Here is a 20,655-nt window from a genome sequence, read left to right as displayed (position 1 = left end):
GCGTACCGCGCACCCGCGAGACGCGTCCGGCCGGTGAGTCGGGGACACCGGCAGGTGGCCGCGTCATCCGTTTTGAAGCTTCGGACCGGGTGGTCAGTCGAGCGACTCGACGAGTTCGACGACGTGGCCGTCGGGGTCTTCGAAGAAGACGACGCGCGCGCCGGCCTGCTCGACGTCCATCGGTCCGTTCACGATGCCGTGGTGTTCGATCCGTTCGAGTTCGTCGTCCACGGAGTCGACGCCGAGCGCGAGGTGGTCCCACGCGTCGCCGACCTCGACCTCGTCGACCGCGGGGTCGTCTTTTAGCTGGAGTTCGATGCCGTTCTCGTCGGCGACGTAACGGTTCTCCGCCCCGCCGAGTTCGAACGAGCGCGTGTACTCGAAGCCGAACTGTTCGTAGAAGGCCTGGCTCTCGTCGGCGTCCGCCACGTTCAGACACAGGTGGATGAACGGTGCCATGCGGCTACTCTCTGAGAGGGCGGCATAAATCCGCCCGGTATCGTCCGCCCCGTCTACTCCGCCCGATGACTACAGTTCCTCTCCGCCGGTGACGTTGAGTCGCTCGCCCTCCTTGTGCTCGGTGATGCCGAACTCGGTGGTGGCGTCGCCGCGGACCGTCCGGAACTCGTGTCGGTCGCCCGCATCCGTCTCGCGGACGCGGTACAGGAGAACGTACCACTTCTCGTTGTCGTCGTCGTACGCCGCTTCGAGCGGGCTCCAGGTGACGTTGCTCATGGAGAGAAGAACGCGCCGTAGGACGATAAGTTTGTCAGGCACGTGACTCGACGGACGGCACTGGAACGTGTTACCACAGCTTTATCATGAACTACTCTAACGGATTCGTCATGGCTGTCGACGACCCGACATCCGAGCCGCCGCCGGAGACATCGGCGGCGACGCTCGGACACGACCGGCCGGACGTCGAGGAGTATCGCGCCCTCGCGAGCGACCTGCGCGACGCCGTCGACGGGGGCGTCGAGTTCGACGAGTACGCACAGGTGTTGTACGCCACGGACGGGAGTATCTACGGGGCGCGTCCCGCCGGAGTGGTGTTCCCGACGGACGTCGAGGACGTCCAGCGGGCCGTCGACGTGGCCACGAGCCACGGCGTCCCCGTCCTCCCGCGGGGTGCCGGGTCGTCGCTCGCAGGACAGGCGGTCGGTCCGGGCTGTGTCGTGCTCGACCTCTCGCGGCACCTCGATTCGATACTCGACATCGACTCCGAGGCCCGCCGAGCGACGGTCCAGCCGGGTGTCGTGCAGGACCACTTCGACACCGCGCTCGAACCGCACGGGCTGAAGTTCGCACCCGACCCCGCCTCGTCGGCGCGGGCGACCGTCGGCGGCGGCATCGGCAACAACTCCACCGGGGCGCACTCCGTCCGATACGGGATCACCGACGCCTACACCGAGGAACTGAAAGTCGTCCTCGCGGACGGTTCGCTCATCCACACCCGGGAGGTCGTCATCGACTCCGAGGAGTACGAGGACATCGTCGAACAGGGCGGCCTCGAATCACACATCTACCGCATCGTTCGGGGCGTCGTCGAGGACAACGAGGCGGAGATAGAGGAACGCTACCCCACCCTGAAGCGATGCGTCTCGGGGTACAACCTCCACAAGGTCGTCTACGAGAACGACGCCGGCGAGCGCTGTATCAACCTCTCGAAGCTCCTCGTGGGCGCGGAGGGGACGCTGGGCGTGGTCGTCGAGGCGACGGTGAGTCTCGTCACCCGCCCGGAGGAGACGGCGCTCGTGCTCTACTGCTTCGACGACCTCGTCGACGCGATGCGAGCCGTCCCCGAGGCGCTCGACTACGGCGCGTCCGCGGTGGAGTTGATGGACGACGAGGTGTTCAGACTGGCGGCGGAGTCGACCGAGTACGCCCAGTACGTCGAAGGCATCCCCGAGGAGACGAAGGCGGCGCTCATGCTGGAGTTCGACTCGGAGCTCCACGGCGACTTCCAGGACGCAATCGCCGAGACGAACGCACACTTCCTGGAGGAAGAGGCCGACTTGCTCGGCGAGGTGCGGACGCACAGCGGTAAGACCGACGGCGGCGCGACGGCGGGGCAGGCACCGACGCCCGCCGCGGCGACTGCCTTCGCGGCTATCGAGGCGTACACGCCCGAGGCGCAAGAACGGATCTGGAAGCTCCGCAAGGCCGCGATTCCCCTCCTCATGTCGATGGAGGGCGACCCGAAGCCGTACCCGTTCATCGAGGACGCCTCGGTTCCCCCGGAGGAACTCGCCGAGTACGTCCAGCAGTTCGAGCAGGTGCTGGAGGAGAACGGCACGTCGGCGGCGTACTTCGCACACGCGGGCGTCGGCACGCTCCACATCCGGCCCATCCTCTCGCTGAAGGAGGAACAGGGCATCGAGACGATGCACGCCATCGCCGACGCCGTGACGGACCTCGTCTTAGAACACCACGGGGCCTTCTCGGGCGAGCACGGTGACGGCCTCGCGCGGACGGAGTTCAACCCCAAGATGTACGGCGAGGAGCTCTGGACGGCGTTCAAGCAGGTGAAGACGGCGTTCGACCCCGACTGGCTCATGAACCCCGGGAAGGTCGTCTTCCGCGACGACGACCCGACGGACATGCGCGAGCACCTCCGCTACGGCGCGGAGTACGCCTCCCTGGAACCACAGACGGCGCTGGACTTCTCCGACGAGGGCGGCTTCTCGCACCTGGTCGAACTCTGCAACGGCTGTGGCACCTGCCGACAGACCCGTTCGGACGTCATGTGTCCCACCTACCGGGCGTCGAAGGAGGAGATTCAGACGACCCGGGGCAGAGCGAACATGCTCCGGGCGGCCATCAGCGGCGACCTCCCCGAGGAGGAACTGTACTCCGAGCGCTTCCAGGAGGAGATTCTGGACCTCTGTGTCGGCTGTAAGGGCTGCAAGTCCGACTGCCCGACCGGCGTCGACATGGCGAAGCTCAAGACCGAGGTGAAACACCAGTACCACCAGCGGGAGGGGTCGTCGCGGCGGGAACGGCTGTTCGCCGACATCGACTCGTGGTCCCGTCGGGGGAGCGCCCTGGCTCCGGTCTCGAACTGGGCGACGAAGCTGCCCGGTGCGCGAACGGTGATGGAGTCCGTCTTCGGTATCGCAAAGGACCGCGAACTCCCGACGTTCACCCGCGAGACGCTCGTCGACTGGTTCGAGGCGCGCGGGGGCCCGCAGGTCCCCGAGTCCGACGCCGACCACCGCGTCCTCCTCTTCGCAGACACCTACACGAACTACTCGTACCCCGAACCGGGGAAGGCCGCCGTCCGGGTGCTGGAGGCGGCGGGCGTTCACGTACAGGTCCCGACCGACCTCGAACCGTCCGGACGGGCGGCGTACTCGAAGGGCTTTCTCGACACGTCCCGCGAGCGCGCGCAGGCGAACGTCGAGCGTCTCCGAGAGCGAGTCGGCGAGGGCTTTTCGGTCGTGTTCGTCGAACCCTCCGACGCCGTGATGTTCCAGGACGAGTACCGCGACCTGCTCTCTGGACCGGGGGTCGAACAGGTCTCCGACGCCGCCTTCGGCGTGTGCGAGTACCTCGACGTCCACCGCCTGGACGAGGCGCTGGAGACGCCGCCGGCCGAGTCGAGTGAGACGCTCACGTACCACGGCCACTGCAACCAGAAGGCGACCAACAAGGACCACCACGCCGTCGGCCTGCTCAGGAGAGTCGGCTACGCGGTCGACCCGCTCGACTCGGGGTGCTGTGGGATGGCCGGGTCGTTCGGCTACGAGAGCGAACACTTCGCGCTCTCGAAAGCCATCGGTCGCATCCTCTTCGACCAGGTCGACGCCAGCGAGGGGACGCAGGTGACGGCTCCCGGCGCGTCGTGTCGGTCACAACTCGGGGACAGAGACGACGGGTCGGAGCACCCGCCCCACCCCATCGAACTGGTCGCGCGCGCCCTCCGGTGAGATGGCCGACCTCCGAATCACGGTCGGTGACGGCACCCGCGAAATCTGCCTCGCAGCCGACTGGACGGACGACGCGCCGCGAACGAGGGAGAAAATCGCCGACGCCCTCCCCGTCGCGGGCGAGGCGGCGCGGTGGGGCGACGAACTGTACGTCTCGGTTCCCATCGACGCCGGACCCGAGAACGCCCGGTCCGTGGTCGACGTGGGGAGCCTCGCGTACTGGCCGGCGGGCGCGAAACTCTGTCTGTTCTGGGGACCGACGCCGGCCTCTGAAGGTGGGGAACCGCGGGCGGCGTCGCCGGTGAACGTCGTCGCTCGCGTCGCGGACGTGTCGGCGCTCTCGGACGTCGAAGGGGCGGCACACGTCCGGGTCGAACGCGGATAACACAGGGATTCGAGAGTCACCCGCGGACGTAGACGCCGGCGAACGCGCCGACCGTCACGCCGATGAGGTGTGCGTACTCGGCCGAGCCAGTGGTCGAGACGAAGTCGCTGAGGAGCAGCGCGAGCATTCCGATCCCTCCCGCGAGACCGACCGCGTACGCGAGCGTCGAGCGCGTCGAGGGACCGTCGCGGACGGTTCGGACGGCCACGAACGAGACCAGCGCGACGACGCCCGCGCTCGCGCCGACGGCCCCGCCCTCGACGCCCGTGAGGAGGTAGCTCCACACCTGCGCGGCGGTCCCGGCGAGCGCGCTGGTGGCGAAGAGCCAGTACCAGGTCGGCGCCGAGAGGTCGGCCTCCGCGAGCGACCCGAACACGACGAGAAAGAGGAGGTTCCCGAGGAGGTGGCCGACCGACTGGTGGGCGAGCGGGGCGAGAACCCACCCCGGGGAAGGGGTCGCGCTCGCGGCGAACCAGAACGTCATGGTCGGGAAACCGAACAGCCACCAGACGAGCGACTCGACGACGAACGCCGCCGCGAGGACCGCGACGAGCGTTGTCGTCGCCGGCCGCGTCGCTCGCCACGCGTGGAGTCGCGTACGAGCGTCGGTGACGCGTCCGTCCTCGACCATCACTCTCGTCCGAGGCTCGGGACGGCACCGAGAAAAGCGTTCTCTCGACTCAGACCCAGCCCTCTTCGACGAGCAGTTCGCCGTTGAGGAGCGAGGCGCCCGCGGCGCCGCGAATCGTGTTGTGCGCGAGGCAGTTGTACTTCACGCCGTGGGTCGTCTCCTGGATACCGCCGGCACAGACGGCCATTCCGTTCTCGCGGTCGCGGTCGAGCCGTGGCTGCGGACGCGACGGGTCGTCGAAGACGTGGATGAGTTGCTCGGGCGCGCTCGGCAGGTCGATACCGGGGAACTCGCGCATGGCCCGAGCGACCTCGTCGACCGACGGCTCATCGGCGAGGTCGGCGAAGACGCTCTCGAGGTGGCCGTCGAGCGTCGGAATCCGGTTACAGGAGGCGGCGACCTCCATCCCGTGGAGCGTCACCTCGCTTCCGTCGAACGCTCCCAGGAGCTTTCTGGACTCCGTTTCCATCTTCGACTCCTCGCCGCCGATGTGGGGGAGGGCGTTGTCGATTATCTCCATCGAGGTCACGCCGGAGTAGCCCGCGCCCGACACCGCCTGGAGCGTGGTGACGTTGACGCGTTCGAGGCCGAACTCGTCGAGGGCGGCGAGCGTCGGCACCATCGTGATGGTCGAGCAGTTGGGGTTCTTCACGAGGGCGCCGTCCCAGCCGCGCTCCTCGCGCTGGATCTCGATGAGGTCCAGGTGGCCGGGGTTGATCTCGGGGATGGTCAGCGGAACGTCCTCGGCCATCCGGTCGTTCGAGGAGTTCGACGAGACGACGTACCCCTCGTCGAGGAAGAGCGGTTCGACCTCCGCAGCCACCGAGGAGGGAAGCGAGGAGAAGAGCAGGTCGACGTCGTCGGCGACGTCGTCGGGGTGGGTTCGACCGACGGTCATCGACGCCACGTCGTCGGGGATGGGCGTGTTGACGCGCCACTTCGCGGCCTCGCGGTAGGACTTGCCCGCCGACTCCTCGCTCGCGGTCAGCGCCGCGAGTTCGAACGTCGGGTGGTCGTCGAGCAGTTGGATGAATCGTTGGCCGACCGCACCGGTTGCACCGAGGATACCGACTCGCACATTCATTGCCGTGTGCTTGTGTGGCACTCACATAAGACGCTTCGGAATCGGGCTAGATATCACAATCGTTCACTCACGAGCCGGTCGACGCAAAACTACTGGACGTTCGTCGGCTTATTTTCCATATCGGACGATCCTGTTCAGATACTGAGCGGGGGGAGCTGTCAGTCGTTCACTCGTCTCCGAGTGAGCACTCCGGACGCGCGCTCCTCTCGGTCCGGTGATACGAGTGAAGAACCGATAGAAACACGTGGGCCTTCCGAGAAGTACGGCCCAAATGTTCAGCAAGGTACTGGTGGCGAACCGCGGGGAGATCGCGGTCCGGGTGATGCGAGCCTGCGAGGAACTGGGCGTCCGGACGGTCGCCGTCTACAGCGACGCGGACAAACACGCGGGACACGTCCGGTACGCGGACGAGGCGTACAACATCGGCCCGGCGCGGGCGGCGGACTCGTACCTCGACCACGAGGCGGTCATCGACGCGGCGCGCAAGGCGGGCGCGGACGCCATCCACCCCGGTTACGGCTTCCTCGCGGAGAACGCGGAGTTCGCGCGGAAGGTCGAAGAGAGCGAGGTGACGTGGGTCGGCCCCACGAGCGACGCGATGGAGCGACTCGGCGAGAAGACCAAGGCCCGGAAGGTGATGAACGAGGCCGGCGTCCCCATCGTCCCCGGGACGACCGACCCCGTCGACTCACCCGAAGACGTCCACGAGTTCGGCGAGGAGTACGGCTACCCCATCGCGATCAAGGCCGAAGGCGGCGGCGGCGGCCGCGGGATGAAGATCGTCCGCGACCCCGACGAGGCGGAGGAGAAACTACAGAGCGCCAAGCGCGAGGGTGAGGCGTACTTCGACAATCCGTCGGTCTACCTGGAGCGCTATCTGGAAAAGCCCCGGCACATCGAGGTCCAGATCCTCGCCGACCACCACGGCAACGTCCGCCACCTCGGCGAGCGGGACTGTTCGCTCCAGCGCCGACACCAGAAGGTCATCGAGGAGGGCCCCAGCCCCGCACTCACCGACGAACTGCGGGAGAAGATCGGCGAGGCCGCCCGTCGCGGCGCCGACGCCGCCGACTACTACAACGCCGGCACCTTCGAGTTCCTCGTCGAGGAAGAACAGAGGGGAGACGACGAACTTCTCGGATCCGATGCGAACTTCTACTTCCTCGAAGTGAACACCCGCATCCAGGTCGAACACACCGTCACCGAGGAGATCACGGGTATCGACATCGTCAAGTGGCAACTCCGGGTCGCCGCCGACGAGGAACTCGACTTCGCGCAGGACGACGTCGAGATAGACGGTCACGCCGTCGAGTATCGGATCAACGCCGAGAACCCCGCCAACGAGTTCGCCCCGGCGACGGGCGGTTCCTTCGAGACGTACGACCCGCCGGGCGGCATCGGCGTCCGACTCGACGACGCCATCCGGCAGGGCGACGACCTCGTGACGGACTACGACTCGATGGTGGCGAAACTGATCGTCCACGCGAGCGACCGCGAGGAGTGTCTGGCGCGCTCCGAGCGCGCGCTCCGTGAGTACCAGATCGAGGGCTTCCACACCATCATTCCGTTCCATCGACTGATGATCTCCGACGAGGCGTTCCGCGCGGGGACGCACACGACGAAGTACCTCGACGAGGAACTCGACCGCTCGCGCATCGAGGCGGCCGTCGAACGCTGGGGGCCGGCAGAGGGGTCGGCCGAGGAAGACGACGAGGAGGTCACCGAACGCGAGTTCACCGTCGAAGTGAACGGGAAACGGTTCCAGGTGTCGCTCGAAGAGCGCGGCGCGCCCGCCATCGAACTCCCCGCCGGCGGCGGGGGTGGCGGCGGTCGGAGCCGTCCCGACGTCGCCACGGGGGACGACGACGGCGGTGCGGTCGCCGCCGACGGCGCGCGGGTCGAAGCCGAGATGCAGGGGACCATCCTCTCGGTCGAAGTCGAAGCGGGCGACGAGGTCGAGGCGGGCGACGTCGTCTGCGTCCTCGAAGCGATGAAGATGGAGAACGACGTCACCACCGAGGCCGGCGGCACCGTCGCGCAGGTGCTCGTCGGCGAGGGCGACTCGGTCGACATGGGCGACGTCCTCATCGTCATCGAGTAGTCGCCGGTCGGTTCTCTCTCGTCTCGCCACACGCCCTCCGCGTCCGGCGACGACAACCCCAACGTCAACAACGACAGCCTCGACGCCGGCACTGACGACGGTCCCGACGCCGACGCTGGCGGCGGTCCCGATGCCGACGATGCGCGCTACGCGAATGAGGAGGCCGTCGACGACCTCGCGACGGCGGTGAAAACCGTCGTCTGAGGGGTCGTGCTGCCCGTCATCGCGCTGTTCGGAGGCGCGCTCGGACGCGGGGGTGGTCAGGTCGCCCTGTTCCTGTTCGTCGGCGGGGTAGTGCTCGTCGCGCTCGGCTACTGGTCGCTCCCGGAGGTGTGAGCCGTCGCCTTCATACCCGGCTCGCGTCTTCTCCTCGCATGAACGAGACACGGCGCGCGCTGTTGGCAGAGTTGGCGAGCGGTCCCGTCTCCGGACCGGCGCTCGCCGAGCGCCTCGACGTCTCGCGGGCGGCCGTCTGGAAGCAGGTCGAAGCGCTCCGCGACGAGGGGTTCGTGGTCGAGTCGACGGACGCGGGTTACGTCGTCAGCGAGGTGCCGGAGTTCGGCGCGGGAGCCGTCGAGTACGGCCTCGACACCGGCTATCGAATCGAGTACCACGACAGCGTCGGGAGTACGAACGACCGCGGGCGTGAACTGGCGAAGGCGGGCGAGCGCGACATCGTGATTCTCGCCGACGAACAGACCGGGAGCAGGGGGCGACTCCGCCGGGCGTGGAGCGCGCCATCGGGCGGCGTCTGGCTGAGCATCGTCTTCCAGCCCGACTGTCCACCGGCGCACGCGCCCGTCTACACGCTCGCCGCGGCCGTGGCGACGACGCGGGCGGCACGGGAGGCAGGCGTCGATGCGAGCATCAAGTGGCCGAACGACGTCCTCGTGGTCTCCACGGACACCCCCGACGGTGGAACCGACCGCGGGGGCCGCAAACTGGCGGGTATCCTCACCGAGATGGAAGGGGAGGCGAACCGCGTCTCGTGGGTCCTCGTCGGCATCGGCGTCAACGCCAACATCGACGCCTCCGAACTCCCAGCAGGTGCGACGAGCATCCGGGACGAGGCGGGCGACGTCGAGCGACGGCTGTTCGTCCAGCGGCTACTGGAAGTCTTCGACGACCTCCGCGACGACCCCGACGCGATTCTGGACGCGTGGCGCGAGTACGCGGACACGCTCGGTCGTCGGGTGCGGATCGAGACGCCGACCGAGACTATCGAGGGCGAGGCCGTCGACGTCGAGTTCCCCGGCGCCCTCGTGGTTCGAACGTCCGAGGGGGACCGGGTGGTTCACACCGGAGACTGCGAGCACCTGCGGCCGGTGTGAGACGGTCTCTGTTCACGACCCGCTCAGCGGATCACGCGCTTCACGTCCGCCTGCCCGGCCCGCCGAACCACCGCCCGGACGGGGTCGTGCGCGCCGGCGAGGTTGTCGGAGTCGCCGTCGAGGACGAGCAGTTTCGCCGGCTTGCCCTCCCTGACGACGCCGTAGTCCAGTCCCGCGAGGTCGGCGCCGTTGACCGTCGCCATTCGAAGGACTTCCTCGGCCGAGACGTCCGAGAGCTTCGCGGCGAACTCCATCTCGCGGAACATCGACGGGGAGTTCAACATGACGTTGTCCGTCCCGAGCGCGACGGTCGTCGCCTCGGCGAGGCGTCGAATCGGCGGCGCGCCGACGTTCGTGACGAGGTTCGAGCGGGGGCAGACGGCGATGGGAATCTCCCTTTCCCTGACGCGGTCGAGATGCGCGGTGGTCGCGTGGACCATGTGCACCAGGAAGTCGGGGTCGAGGTCGATGGCGGCGTCCACGTCGTCGGCGTCGCGCTCGCCGGCGTGGATGCCGAACAGTTTCGCTGCCTCCCGGGTGGCCTCCCGAACCGCGGCGAAGTCGCCGTCGCGCGCGCCGCTCGCCCCGAAGCCGTCGCTCGCCTGCATCGCCTCTTGTGTCTCCCGACCGAGGAGAACCGCGTCGATGTCGAGGCCCTCTCTCGCCCGTTCGAACGCCTCGACGCCGGGGACGCCCCCCTCGCGGAACTCGACGCAGGCGGCGGTGCCGGTCGCCTCCATGAACCGGAGCGAGCGGCGCATCGCGGCGGCCTTCTCCTCGGCGGAGGCCGCGCGGAGGAGCCGGTGTTTGAGGCCGTCCGGCGGCGCGACGAGGTCGTCGAGCGACAGTCCCGCGCCGGCCTCCTTGGCGATGGAGTCGCCGATGTGCGTGTGAGCGTTGACGAACGCCGGGCAGACGAGGTCCGTTGAGTCGGTCTCCCGCCTTTCGACGGCTTCGATCCGTCCGTCCTCGACGACGACCCGTCCCTCGACGGGTTCGAAGTCGCGGCCGACGAGGATGGTCCCCTCTACGTGCATCGGTTCGCCCTGGGGCTGGCACGTCCTTGAAGCTGTAGGTTCGTCGAACACGAGTACCGGGGTCGCCGCTCACACCGTCGCGACGCCGCGGAACTCGAACCGTGCCCCGCCGCCGTCTGCCTCGGTGAGTCGGACGTCCCACCCGTGCGCCTCCGCGATCTCCCGGACGATGCTCAGCCCGAAGCCGGTCCCATCGGGGTTCGTCGAGTAGCCGGCCTCGAACACCTGGTCGCGCTCTTCGGGGGAACGCCCGGGCCGTCGTCCGCGACGAAGAAGCCGTCCGGCAGGTCGCCGACGGTCACCGTCACCCCGCTCTCGCCGTTCGCGTCGGCGTCGTCCGTCGGTCGACCGTCGGGGGAGACGTGTTCGACCGAATCGCCGGCCTGTGGACGGTTCTCCGTGGGACCGTGTTCCACGCAGTTCCGAAACAGGTTTTCGAGGAGCCGCTGGAGTCGGCTCTCGTCCGCGTGGAGGGTCGCCTCCGTCTCGACGACGAGCCTCGCGCCCGACTGCTCGATCGAGTGCCAGCAGCGCTCGGCGAGCGCCGGGAGCGCCACCGTCGTCAGGTCGAGGGTGCCCTCGCCCTGTCGCGCCAGCGTGAGCAGGTCGTCTATCAGCGACCACATCCGGTCGTGTGCGCGCTCGACGCTCGCGAGGTGCTCGCTGTCGTGTTCTTGTCGCGCCAGTTCGAGCCGGCCCTGCGCGACGTTCAGCGGGTTGCGCAGGTCGTGGCTGACGATGGCCGCGAACTCCTCGAGGCGGTCGTTCTGTCGCTGGAGCCGTCGCTCGCGCTCTGCCCGCTCGGTGACGTCGCGGATTATCCCGACCCGCGAGAACCCGAACCGGTCGTCGCCGACCCGTGTGAACCGAATCTCGGCCGGGAACCGCGCCCCCTCGCCGGTCACGAACTCGTACTCGATGGCTCCGACGTCGCGGGTGCCGGCGTCGAGTTCCCGGCGCAGTTCGTCGGCCCGGTCGACCGTCTCGTCGGCGATCCAGTCGTCCACGTCGGTGCCGAGCAGGTCGTCTCGGGGAACGCCCTTCATCGTCACGTACGCCTCGTTGGCGTACGCGATGGTCCCGTCGGTCTCGATGGCGTAGACGGCGTCCGGAAGCGCTTCGAGGACGGTTCGGTACCAGTCGCGCCCCCGGCCGGAGCGGCCGGCGGCCTCGCGGCCGACGCAGACGACGTATCCGTCGCGCTCGTCGTCCGAGTCGTCCGAGTCGTCCGAACCGTCGGCGTCACCGTGGGTCGTGACGGCGAACTCGTAGTCGAGTCGGTCGCCGTCGGCGGTGAGGACCGTCACGTCGAACGGCCCTTCGCCCGCGTCGGCGTCGGCGATTCGCTGGCGGACGGATGCGGCGTCGACGAACAGGTCGTCGGTCGATAGCGACGACAGCGCCTCGTCCGTGTGACCGGTCGCCTCGGTCACCGCCCGGTTCCACTGCGTGAACTCACCGGCCGCGTCGAAGACGACGAACAGGTCGGAGACGGAGTCGAGGAGGTCACAGGAGAAGGTCGCCGCGACCGGAGAGCTATCGCGGTCCACTCGACCTGTTACTGCCCGGCGGCGCATAAGCGTTGGTGCGGGCGACGCTCACTGGAACTCGTCGAGTGTGGCGTTCAGCCCCGCGCGCACGTCGCTCACGAGCGCCCCCTCGATGTCGAGGCCGAGGACGTCGACGGCCGCGCGGCCGACCCCGTCGGTCTCCGAGCGGGGACAGTAGACGCCCAGCCGCCACTGCTGTTCCTGCGCCGTGCGGAGCGCCGACACCAGCGGCGAGGCCTTCCCCAACTCCCGAATGTCGCCGTTGACGACCACGCGCGACGTCGACTCCGTCATCGACGGCGGGGAGGGGACGTCGACCACGACGTTCTCCGCCGGGAGGTCAGCGCGGTCGGCAATCTCGCGCTCGAACGCCTGCAGTTCCGCGTGCGAGGCGGCCAGGAGGGAGGGGGGAACGTCGCCGTGTTCGGCCCACACCGCGCGCTTGAACAGCCGTCGGGTGTCGAGTCGCTCGGCGTACGTGCTCGTCTCGGGCGTCATCCGGAGCGCCGAGACGAAGTCGTAGTCGTCCATCCGCCGGAGGTCGTCGGCGGAGATGTCGGGCGTCTCCAGCAGCCGTTCTGCGGCCCGCCGGAGCATCGCCTTCGAGATGCGCGCGACGGGGTGTGCGTAGACGGTGGGGTTCATCAGCGCCCGTGCCAGGAGGAGCGACTCCGCCGTCTGGACGTTTCCCTCCCGCAGCACGAGTTCGCCGTCGACGAACGCCAGTTCGCGGACGAGTCGCTCGTGGTCGATGGTGCCGTACGGAACGCCGGTGTGGTGGGCGTCCCGCACGAGGTAGTCCATGCGGTCGACGTCGAGTTCGCCCGAGACGAGTTGGCCGTACCGACCCTCGCCACGGACGAGTCCGGCCACCTCCTTCGGGTCGATGTCGTGGTCGACGAGGACGCGTCCCACCGCTCCGGTGGTGACCAGGTCTTCGACGTCGTCGTGGTACTTGCCGGTGTGACGGTAAACGACGCTCTCGACGTTGTGGCTGAAGGGGCCGTGGCCGACGTCGTGTAAGAGCGCTGCCGCGCGGATTCGCTCGGCCGTGACGCCCTCGACGCCGAGGTTGTCGAGCGCGCGCGTGGCGAGGTGGTAGACGCCGAGCGAGTGCTCGAACCGGGTGTGGTTTGCGGAGGGGTAGACGTACTTCACGGTACCCAGTTGGGTGACGCGGCGGAGTCGCTGGACGGCCGGCGTGTCGATGAGCGCCTCGGCAACGCCCCCGACCTCGATGTGGTCGTGGACGCTGTCCTTGATAGCCAGCATGGCGGGTGGTGGGTCGGCATCGGACAAAAACCGTCGGGTGGGTGGTGCGTCCGGAAGACGTCGTCGTGATCGCTGGAGACGTCGTTCAGCGGGGGTGAGACACGTATCACCGAGTACGGGGCGGTGTCGTCGAAGTCGACGGCGGTCCGAGGGTCGTCGTGACTGATGGTCCGAGGGTCGTCGTGACTGATGGTCCGATGGTCGTCGTGACCGATGGTCCGGGGTTCGTCGTGACCGATGGTCCGAGCGTGAACACCGCGCGACGCACGGGCGCGGTGGACCGCTGCCTCTCGCCTCCCCACCCGGGTGCTCGCGCCCGGAGGCGCGAGCGGCCCCTCGCGCGTTCGCTCGTTTCACTCGCTCTCACGCGCCGACCGCCTCAACGGAGCGGTCGCACGTGGCGTCGCGGCTCCGCGTCCGTTCCCGTGAGTGAAACGAACGGGAGCCGACGAGACCAGCGGGCTCGCCAGACGAGCCGCGCGCGAGGTCTGTCAGTAAAACGAGTGACGGCTCGGTGAAACGACGTTGCTCCGGTGGTGTGGGGTCACCGCGCCCGTGTTCCGCGCCGTCACCGGTCCACTTCCCGACCACCGAGCGGACACTCACGGCACGTCCATCCACAGCCTCTCGCGTCTCTCTGGTCGCGAATCGCAAACGGTCAGAAGCGCGTGAACGCACCGTTCGTCGCCCGAGCCAGCGCGTCCGCCTCGGTCTCAGTCGTCCGTGCTCGCGGGGTCGACGACGTCCCCGTCTTCGATGTCGTCGACGACGTCCCTGTGCGTCAGGTCGGCGTCGCGCCACGTCCCCTGCTTGTACCAGATGACCGCGACGGCGGCGCCGACGATGTTCGAGACGACGAACGACCACCAAATGCCGCTCGGTCCGAACTCCTGGGCGCCGAACCACGCGACGGGCAAGCGCACGACACCGAGCGCGAAGATGGCGACGGCGGCCGATATCATCGTCTTGCCGGCCCCGCGGAAGCTCCCGCTGTACGCCCGCAGGACACCGAGGAGACCGAACGTCGGGGCCACGGTGCGGAGGAAGTTCGCACCCTCCCTGACGACCTCGGGGTCGGTCGTGAAGACGGCGACGATGGGTTCGGTGAAGAAGAAGACGACGACGCCCATCGCCGAGAGGATGACGAACATCGTCTTCGCGGCGAAGTCCGCGGTCGCCTCGGCACGGTCGGGTTTCCCGGCGCCGATGTTCTGGCCCGACATCGTCTCGACCGCCTGTGCGACCGCGATGGCGGGGAGGAAGATGACCGAGAACACGCGGGTGCCGATGCCGAACGCGGCGACGACAGTCGTCGAGAAGAGGCCGACGACCACGAGGAGGAAGTTCACGGAGAGGGCTCTCCCGGTGACCTCCACCGAGGCGGGCCCGCCCAGCGCGGCGATGCGCCGGAAGTAGTCGAGGTCGGGGAACATCTCCCGCGGGCGGATGCGTACGCCGCGGGTCCCCTTGAGCATGATTGCGAGGCCGACGAACAGCGCCAGCGAGCGGGAGAACACCGTCGCGTACGCCGCGCCGGCGACGCCGAGTTCGGGGAACACCCACCAGCCGAAGATGAGGAACGGGTCGAGGACGACGTTGATGCCGACGGAGCCGAACATGACGAGCATCGGGGTGATGGTGTCGCCGTAGCCGCGCATCAGCGAGATGAACACGAGGAAGCCGAAGAGGAAGACGATACCGAGCGAGATGACCTGCATGTACGCCGTCGCGCCCGGGAGCACCTCGGGGAGGCGCCCAGCAGTCGAAGGACGTCCTCGACGAAGAAGTAGCCGCCCGCGCCGAGGACAACGGACGCGAGGACGGCGAACGTCATCGTCTGTGAGGCGGCGTACTCGGCTTCGGCCTCCTCGCCGGCGCCGACGTACTGCGCGACGAGGACGCTCCCGGCGATGGAGATACCGAAGCCGAAGGAGATGAGCAAGAAGACGAGGGGGAAGCCGAACGAGATGGCCGCCAGCGCCTCCGTCGAGTACTGGCCGAGCCAGAAGGTGTCGGCGAGGTTGTACGCGGTCTGGAGGAGGTTCGTGATGACGATGGGGAGCGCCAGGTAAAAGAGGGGCTTGCCGATACCGCCGCTGGTCAGGTCGAACTCCTCCTTGCTCTTGAACAGCCCCGACAGGCGGTCGAGGACGCTCATTCGGCGGCCTCCCGCCGGGGGTCGCCCTCGCCGCCCTCGCGCCCCTGAGCCATGAGGTGGTCGTCGACGTAGGCGTCGAGCAGCGCGCGCGTCTCTTCGAGCGGGTGTCCGACGGCGACGTTCCGGGTGTACGCGCCGACGATGACGTCGACGACGAACGAGGCGGTCGCTTCGGGGTCGACGTCGCGGAAGACGCCCTCCTCGATGCCCGTCTCGATGAGCGTCTCGATACGCGAGCGGACGACGTCGTCGACCGCCGTGAGGCGCTCGCGGTACGCCTCCTCGTAGGGTGCCTGCGCCTTCACTTCGAGCATCGCCGTGTGGAAGGCGGGGTAGTCGGCCTCGTCGTCCTCCGCGGAGAGACACTCGTCGAACAGCGCGTGAAGCCGCTCGGCGGCGTCGGCCCCCGGGAGTTCGTCCAGTCGGCCCTCGTACCACGACGCGAGCGAGTCGAGGAACGTCGTGAGGAGGTCGCGCTTGGTGTCGTAGTGGTAGTGGAGGGCGGCTTTGCTCAGGTCCGTCTCGTCGGCGATGTCCTGCATCGTCAGGTTCGCGTAGCCGTGCGCACAGAGGGCGCGGCACGTCGCGCGAACAACCGTCTCGCGGGGCTCGTCTGACATTCGGTGTTCGAACTGACTAACTGGTCAGTCAAGTATCCACGGATTCGCGCGCGAGGCTGTCGGGGCCTCTCCTGGGACGGCTGCGCACACCCCGGACGGCCGCCGCCGCGCGTCGATGCAGGAAGCTTCAAACCGCCGCTCCACAAAGCAGGGCTCTATGGTGACGTTCCTCGCCGGTGGGACGGGGACGCCCAAACTCCTCGACGGCCTCGGTCCCGATGGGCCCGTCGCGCCGAGCGACGTGACCGTCGTCGGGAACACCGGCGACGACGTCGAACTCGGCGGTCACCTCGTCTGCCCCGACGTCGACACGGTGCTGTTTCACGGCGGCGACGTCCTCGACCGCGACCGGTGGTGGGGCATCGCCGGTGACACCACCGAGACGCACGACGAACTCCACCGACTCGCGGACGCGGCCGGACTCGGCGACGGCCCGCGGTACCTCCCCGACGACGCCCAGGTCGCGGGGAGAGAGATCGCCCGCTGGCGGCGCTTCTCGGGCGTGGCGGAGTTCATGGAGATCGGCGACCGCGACAGGGCCGTGCACCTCACCCGGACGAGCCTCCTCGACGAAGGGAGGTCGCTGACAGAGGTGACGCGGACGCTCGCCGAGGCGTTCGGTCTCGACGTCGACCTCGTGCCGATGAGCGACGACCCCGTCGCGACCATCGTCCACACCGTCGAGGGCGAGATGCATTTTCAGGAGTACTGGGTGAGTCGGCGCGCCGAGCCCCAGGTAGAGGAAGTGGAGTTCCGCGGGGCCGACGACGCCGAACCGACCGCCGAAGTGCTCGACGCCCTCACCGACCCGGTCGTCGTCGGTCCCTCGAACCCCGTGACGAGCATCGGTCCCGTCCTCGCACTGTCGGGCGTCGAGGCGGCGCTGGCCGAGACGCCGGTCGTCGTCGTCTCGCCGTTCGTCGGCCGCGAGGTGTTCTCCGGCCCGGCGGCGCAATTGATGGAGGGCGTCGGCCTCGACCCCTCGACCGCGGGCGTCGCCGACGCGTACCCCTTCGCCGACGCGTTCGTCCTCGACACCGCGGACGGGACAGAACTAGGTCGCCCCGTCGTTCGAACGGACACCCGCATCGACGGCCCCGGTGACGCGGGGCGCGTCCTCGACGCGGTCTGGGAGGCGCTCGACCGAGTCGCCGGACCCGAGGGGCCGAGATGACGCGCGAGTCGTCGCCGCGACTCGTCCTCGCGAGCCTCTCGGGGGAAGCGGACGCCGGGTGGGCGTGCGACGGGAGCCTGTGGGCGGACCTCGCGATGCTCGGCGGCATCTCCCTCGACGGGAAATCGAGAGACGCCGCCCGGGCGCTCGTGGCCCGCGACCGCTCGGAGTTCCTCCCGCCGGACCCGCTCGTCTTCGTCGACTTTCAGCTCGCCGTCCTCGCCGACACGCCCGTCTGCGCGGGGGTGAACGTCCGCAGTGCGACCGTCGCCCCCGTCCGGGAAGTCGCGCGGCTGTGTGCGGCACACGACGCGGCCGTCGAGATAAACGCCCACTGCCGCCAGGCGGAACTGTGTCGCGTCGGCTGCGGCGAGTCGCTTCTCCGGGACACCGACCGGCTCTGTGAGTACGTTACCGCGGCGGCCGAACAGGGAGCGGAGGTGAGCGTGAAGGTCCGCGCGGAGGTCGACGGCGTCGACCTCGCGGAGACGGCCCGTCGGGTCGAGGAGGCGGGGGCGACCGTCTTTCACGTCGACGCCATGGACTCCGAGGACGTCGTCGCGAGCGTGGCCGACGCGGCGCCCGACCTCTACCTCGTCGCCAACAACGGCGTCCGCGACCGCCGGACGGTGAGCGAGTACCTCGATTACGGTGCGGACGCCGTCAGCGTCGGCCGGCCGAGCACCGACCCGCGCGTCCTCCAGCGCGTCCGCGAGGCCATCGACGGCTGGTTCGACGCGCGGGACGGGTCGAGGCCCGTGTCGGATGACCGCCGGACCGCCTCCGACGCCGACGCCCGCTGACTCCCCGACAGCGACCGCCCGGCCGTCGACGGTGACGCCGTCGTCGCCGGCGCGCCCGAGTGCCTCAAGGAGCAGTTCGCACTGGTGATGGACGGCGCTACAGTCGAGGCTCCGAGCAGTGGCGAGGTCGTCGGCCCACGCGTCACTGCCACTGTCGGCCGCGTCGCTGTCGGTTCGGGAACGAGAGAGCACGGGGCAGCGACGTCTCGGTGTGCGCGCCGCGAGTACGGAGAGGGAGGCGGTCGCTCAGGGCCCGGGTCGGTCGTGCGCAGTGTCGGGAGGAGAGTTACGCCGAGGCGGCCTGGCTGCTGGATTTCTTGCGGGTGATGTAGCCGGCGATGCGGTTGCGGACGCCCTTCGACTCGACGTTCGTGAGCTTCATGACGCTGTCCTTGTTCGTCTCGAAGTCCGTGTTGAACGCCTGCGGGTACCGCTCCAGGAGCATGTTCCCGAGCTGTTTGACGTACTTGGGCTTGATGGCCATACCCGACGGTTGCTCGCTGGCGCACAAAAACGATTCGTTACGCGTCGTCGGCCGCCCGGGGAACCCACACGACCGGAGCCGACTCACTCACCGGCGGACGTGCCGACGCACGCCGAGCGCGACGACGACGAGCGCGGCGACGAACGCGCCGACGCCGAAGCCGGGGACGGCCCCGCCGGTCGAGCCGCCGCCTTCGGCAGTGGCGTTGGCGGTGCCGTTCGCGCTCGCGTTCGTTCCTCCGTCGCCGCTCGCGTTCGTTTCGGTCGCGTTCGCGCTCGCGGTTGCGTTCGCGCTCGCGTCCCCTCCAATCGCGCCCCCGACCGTCTCGTTCGCGGCTTCGAGCCCCGCGGTCCCGTTCGCGAGCGCCGCACCGGTCACGTCCTCGACGGTCTCGCGGGCGTCGTCGACCGCGTCCGACTCGGCCGAAACCGGGGTCTCGGCGGGCGTCTCGGTCGGCGTCGTCTCCTCGCTGACGACGATGACGGTCGTCGAGGCGCGCGAGGCACCGTCGGCGGCGAACAGCGTGTACGACCCGGGTTCGACCCCCACGAGGTCGAGGTCGACCTCCCACGTGCCGCTCGCGGCGTCGACGTCGGCCTCGGCGGTCGTGACGGTCCGCCCGCTGGCGTCGGCGAGGTCGACGAAGACGGCCGCTCCGTCGCCGCGGTTCGCCGTCCCCGTCACCGTGACGACGTCGTCCCCGACGAGCGTCCCGTCCGCGGAGACCGGGTCGATGCTGAGCCGTGGCGTCGCCCCGCGGAGCGACAGTTCGATCACCTCGTCGCCGCCGTAGGCCGCTCTCACGAGGTCGACCGCCTGCCGCTGGGTCACGCCCGTGGGGAGGGCGTCGCGGCCGAGCGTCGTCGTCGACGCGAAGCGCCCGTCCGCGCGCGGGCTGACGACGAGGAGCCGGTACGTCCCGCGCCGAGTGAACGACTCGTACGTCGCGGTGAACGCGCCCCCCGAGACGCGTTCGGTCTCCATGTCGCCCGCCGCCCCGTCCTCTCCGAGGAACCGTCCGCGGGGGCCGACGAGGTAGAGGCGGACGTCGCCCGAGTCGAACGTCGTGGCCCCCGTAATCTCGACGCTGTCACCGACGCCCGCGGCGACCGTCCCGGGCGACGCCGTGGCGTTCACCGAGGTGCCGCGTGCGTCTTCGACGTCGGTCAGTGGTTCGGCGGCCGCCGAGGGGGGAGTCGTCGCCCCGGCGACGACGCCCGGCACCGCGGCGCTCACGACGAGCCACCAGACGATCAGTGCGGTCACGACTCGGCGCGCGCTGTGGCTTCGGTGGGGGTTCGGTCGTCGCATCGTCTCTCGTATCGACCGGGACCACTGCGAGCGACGGTATCACTGTTCGGGTCGGGAAATCACGGCTGATACTGGTCGACGCGTCAACGTCGCGTCAGCGCCGCTCGTGCCAGCCGGTTTCGGCCGAGAGCCGCGCGAACGCCTCTCTCTCTCGGGTCCCCCCGCACCGCTCGACCACGCGCTCGAAGTACGCGAGGCGGTCGAGGAGGACGTCGGTGTCGTAGTCAGAGACGTCGAGGCGCGAGGCGGCGACGGTGGCGTCGACGACGGCGTAGAAGCCGCGGTTGACGGTGAACGGGCGCTCGCGTTCGACCCCGCTCTCGCCGGGCGTGAGCCGCCACCGCTCCCAGCGGGTGTCGTCCTCGCGGCCCTCGTCTGTCCGCTCGGCCCGGACGCGGACCCACGCGTCGGCCGAGTCCAGCACCGGCTCTTCCTCCTCGCGAATCGTGAGCGCCGCGTCGACGAAGTCGTGGGCGTCGGCGACGAACTGGACGACGCCCCCGCCCTGTCGGTGGAAGTTCCGGCGCGTTCGCGTGTTCCCCCACGTCACGGCCTCGACCGGGGTTCGCGCCCCGGCGTCGACACCCGCGTCGGGCGCGTGGAGGCCGAGCGCCGCGACGTTCCACAGTCCGTTCGGCCCGAGCGTGGTCACGACTGACTCCGTCACCCCGTCGAGTGCGACCGGCCAGGCGCGCTCGTCCGTCTCGACGTCGTTGATTTCGTCCGACTCGTTCGATTCGTCCGTCCCGTCGACCGCGTTCGACTCGTTCCCCGAGGGCACGGAC

The 20,655-nt window shown here is 69.1% G+C and carries 19 protein-coding genes and 1 pseudogene; 7 read left to right on the top strand and 13 right to left on the bottom strand.

The features are described from left to right. Positions 1-93 precede the first annotated feature (93 nt). Both C2R22_RS11835 and C2R22_RS11830 read right to left on the bottom strand, forming a co-directional pair. Complete coding sequence (locus C2R22_RS11835; RefSeq protein WP_103425933.1) at positions 94-459, bottom strand: VOC family protein; 366 nt, start codon at positions 457-459, stop codon at positions 94-96. 69 nt (positions 460-528) lie between these two features. Further along, a complete protein-coding gene (locus C2R22_RS11830) occupies positions 529-735 on the bottom strand; it encodes a hypothetical protein (protein WP_103425932.1) in 207 nt (68 codons plus the stop codon). Between the two features lie 110 nt (positions 736-845). Here C2R22_RS11830 and C2R22_RS11825 point away from each other — a divergent pair, with 110 nt between their 5' ends. After that, positions 846-3,929, top strand: coding sequence for an FAD-binding and (Fe-S)-binding domain-containing protein (locus C2R22_RS11825; protein ID WP_103425931.1), 3,084 nt, complete (start codon positions 846-848; stop codon positions 3,927-3,929). A gap of 1 nt (position 3,930) precedes the next feature. Beyond that, positions 3,931-4,314, top strand: a complete 384-nt coding sequence (locus C2R22_RS11820; RefSeq protein ID WP_103425930.1) for a cyclophilin-like family protein — start codon at positions 3,931-3,933, stop codon at positions 4,312-4,314. A gap of 16 nt (positions 4,315-4,330) precedes the next feature. On the opposite strand, the gene C2R22_RS11815 is transcribed toward C2R22_RS11820, so the two are convergent. Then, entirely contained in the window at positions 4,331-4,945 is a 615-nt protein-coding gene (locus C2R22_RS11815; RefSeq protein WP_103425929.1) for a rhomboid family intramembrane serine protease, read from the bottom strand. Between the two features lie 49 nt (positions 4,946-4,994). Further along, positions 4,995-6,029: an aspartate-semialdehyde dehydrogenase gene (gene asd, locus C2R22_RS11810; protein WP_103425928.1), complete on the bottom strand. Its 1,035-nt coding sequence runs from the start codon at positions 6,027-6,029 to the stop codon at positions 4,995-4,997. A gap of 271 nt (positions 6,030-6,300) precedes the next feature. On the opposite strand from asd, the gene C2R22_RS11805 reads away from it, so the two are divergent. From C2R22_RS11805 to C2R22_RS11800, 3 genes are all read left to right on the top strand, one after another. Continuing rightward, entirely contained in the window at positions 6,301-8,130 is a 1,830-nt protein-coding gene (locus C2R22_RS11805; protein WP_103425927.1) for an acetyl-CoA carboxylase biotin carboxylase subunit, read from the top strand. Positions 8,131-8,340: 210 nt separating this feature from the next. Further along, positions 8,341-8,466: a hypothetical protein gene (locus C2R22_RS26970; RefSeq protein ID WP_281259236.1), complete on the top strand. Its 126-nt coding sequence runs from the start codon at positions 8,341-8,343 to the stop codon at positions 8,464-8,466. A gap of 38 nt (positions 8,467-8,504) precedes the next feature. Further along, complete coding sequence (locus tag C2R22_RS11800; protein ID WP_103425926.1) at positions 8,505-9,461, top strand: biotin--[acetyl-CoA-carboxylase] ligase; 957 nt, start codon at positions 8,505-8,507, stop codon at positions 9,459-9,461. A gap of 23 nt (positions 9,462-9,484) precedes the next feature. Here the strand turns inward: C2R22_RS11800 and C2R22_RS11795 are convergent, their stop codons facing one another. The 6 genes and pseudogenes from C2R22_RS11795 to C2R22_RS11770 all read right to left on the bottom strand — a co-directional run bounded on the left by C2R22_RS11795 (position 9,485) and on the right by C2R22_RS11770 (position 16,098). Continuing rightward, complete coding sequence (locus C2R22_RS11795; protein WP_103425925.1) at positions 9,485-10,498, bottom strand: amidohydrolase family protein; 1,014 nt, start codon at positions 10,496-10,498, stop codon at positions 9,485-9,487. Between the two features lie 69 nt (positions 10,499-10,567). Next, positions 10,568-10,723 (bottom strand): ATP-binding protein, encoded by a 156-nt coding sequence (locus tag C2R22_RS26320; protein ID WP_245902745.1) that lies wholly within the window; start codon positions 10,721-10,723, stop codon positions 10,568-10,570. Continuing rightward, positions 10,672-12,048 (bottom strand): sensor histidine kinase, encoded by a 1,377-nt coding sequence (locus C2R22_RS26315; protein WP_245902744.1) that lies wholly within the window; start codon positions 12,046-12,048, stop codon positions 10,672-10,674. Before C2R22_RS26315 ends, C2R22_RS26320 begins: the two co-directional genes overlap by 52 nt. A 48-nt stretch (positions 12,049-12,096) precedes the next feature. Continuing rightward, positions 12,097-13,320, bottom strand: coding sequence for an HD domain-containing protein (locus C2R22_RS11780; RefSeq protein WP_103425924.1), 1,224 nt, complete (start codon positions 13,318-13,320; stop codon positions 12,097-12,099). Between the two features lie 713 nt (positions 13,321-14,033). Continuing rightward, positions 14,034-15,478, bottom strand: a pseudogene (locus C2R22_RS11775) (MATE family efflux transporter). Continuing rightward, entirely contained in the window at positions 15,475-16,098 is a 624-nt protein-coding gene (locus tag C2R22_RS11770; protein ID WP_103425923.1) for a TetR/AcrR family transcriptional regulator, read from the bottom strand. The pseudogene C2R22_RS11775 and the gene C2R22_RS11770 overlap by 4 nt, the downstream one beginning before the upstream one ends. A gap of 157 nt (positions 16,099-16,255) precedes the next feature. On the opposite strand from C2R22_RS11770, the gene cofD reads away from it, so the two are divergent. Both cofD and C2R22_RS11760 read left to right on the top strand, forming a co-directional pair. Next, positions 16,256-17,272 (top strand): 2-phospho-L-lactate transferase, encoded by a 1,017-nt coding sequence (gene cofD / locus C2R22_RS11765; protein WP_103425922.1) that lies wholly within the window; start codon positions 16,256-16,258, stop codon positions 17,270-17,272. Continuing rightward, on the top strand, positions 17,269-18,075 hold the full coding sequence (locus C2R22_RS11760) for a tRNA-dihydrouridine synthase (protein WP_103425921.1): 807 nt from the start codon (positions 17,269-17,271) through the stop codon (positions 18,073-18,075). Before cofD ends, C2R22_RS11760 begins: the two co-directional genes overlap by 4 nt. A gap of 286 nt (positions 18,076-18,361) precedes the next feature. Here the strand turns inward: C2R22_RS11760 and C2R22_RS11755 are convergent, their stop codons facing one another. The 3 genes from C2R22_RS11755 to C2R22_RS11745 form a co-directional block, all read right to left on the bottom strand. Next, complete coding sequence (locus C2R22_RS11755; protein WP_103425920.1) at positions 18,362-18,559, bottom strand: 30S ribosomal protein S17e; 198 nt, start codon at positions 18,557-18,559, stop codon at positions 18,362-18,364. Between the two features lie 87 nt (positions 18,560-18,646). Next, complete coding sequence (locus C2R22_RS11750) at positions 18,647-19,825, bottom strand: hypothetical protein (protein ID WP_162562468.1); 1,179 nt, start codon at positions 19,823-19,825, stop codon at positions 18,647-18,649. Between the two features lie 139 nt (positions 19,826-19,964). Then, on the bottom strand, positions 19,965-20,651 hold the full coding sequence (locus tag C2R22_RS11745; protein ID WP_394342360.1) for a DUF447 domain-containing protein: 687 nt from the start codon (positions 20,649-20,651) through the stop codon (positions 19,965-19,967). Positions 20,652-20,655 lie beyond the last annotated feature (4 nt).

Origin of the sequence: Salinigranum rubrum (assembly GCF_002906575.1) — an archaeon.
GTDB classification, from domain to species: domain Archaea; phylum Halobacteriota; class Halobacteria; order Halobacteriales; family Haloferacaceae; genus Salinigranum; species Salinigranum rubrum.
The sequence above is the reverse complement of the archived record's forward strand: the minus strand, read 5'-3'. Positions and strand labels throughout refer to the sequence as shown.

Bases quoted from the DNA above. Each gene is read 5' to 3' on its own strand.
- C2R22_RS11755 (WP_103425920.1), bottom strand. From the start codon at position 18,559: ATGGCCATCAAGCCCAAGTACGTCAAACAGCTCGGGAACATGCTCCTG.
- C2R22_RS11770 (WP_103425923.1), bottom strand. From the start codon at position 16,098: ATGTCAGACGAGCCCCGCGAGACGGTTGTTCGCGCGACGTGCCGCGCC.
- C2R22_RS11800 (WP_103425926.1), top strand. From the start codon at position 8,505: ATGAACGAGACACGGCGCGCGCTGTTGGCAGAGTTGGCGAGCGGTCCC.
- C2R22_RS11780 (WP_103425924.1), bottom strand. From the start codon at position 13,320: ATGCTGGCTATCAAGGACAGCGTCCACGACCACATCGAGGTCGGGGGC.
- C2R22_RS11760 (WP_103425921.1), top strand. From the start codon at position 17,269: ATGACGCGCGAGTCGTCGCCGCGACTCGTCCTCGCGAGCCTCTCGGGG.
- asd (WP_103425928.1), bottom strand. From the start codon at position 6,029: ATGAATGTGCGAGTCGGTATCCTCGGTGCAACCGGTGCGGTCGGCCAA.
- C2R22_RS11825 (WP_103425931.1), top strand. From the start codon at position 846: ATGGCTGTCGACGACCCGACATCCGAGCCGCCGCCGGAGACATCGGCG.
- C2R22_RS11830 (WP_103425932.1), bottom strand. From the start codon at position 735: ATGAGCAACGTCACCTGGAGCCCGCTCGAAGCGGCGTACGACGACGAC.
- C2R22_RS11815 (WP_103425929.1), bottom strand. From the start codon at position 4,945: ATGGTCGAGGACGGACGCGTCACCGACGCTCGTACGCGACTCCACGCG.
- C2R22_RS11820 (WP_103425930.1), top strand. From the start codon at position 3,931: ATGGCCGACCTCCGAATCACGGTCGGTGACGGCACCCGCGAAATCTGC.
- C2R22_RS11835 (WP_103425933.1), bottom strand. From the start codon at position 459: ATGGCACCGTTCATCCACCTGTGTCTGAACGTGGCGGACGCCGACGAG.
- C2R22_RS11805 (WP_103425927.1), top strand. From the start codon at position 6,301: ATGTTCAGCAAGGTACTGGTGGCGAACCGCGGGGAGATCGCGGTCCGG.
- cofD (WP_103425922.1), top strand. From the start codon at position 16,256: ATGGTGACGTTCCTCGCCGGTGGGACGGGGACGCCCAAACTCCTCGAC.
- C2R22_RS11795 (WP_103425925.1), bottom strand. From the start codon at position 10,498: ATGCACGTAGAGGGGACCATCCTCGTCGGCCGCGACTTCGAACCCGTC.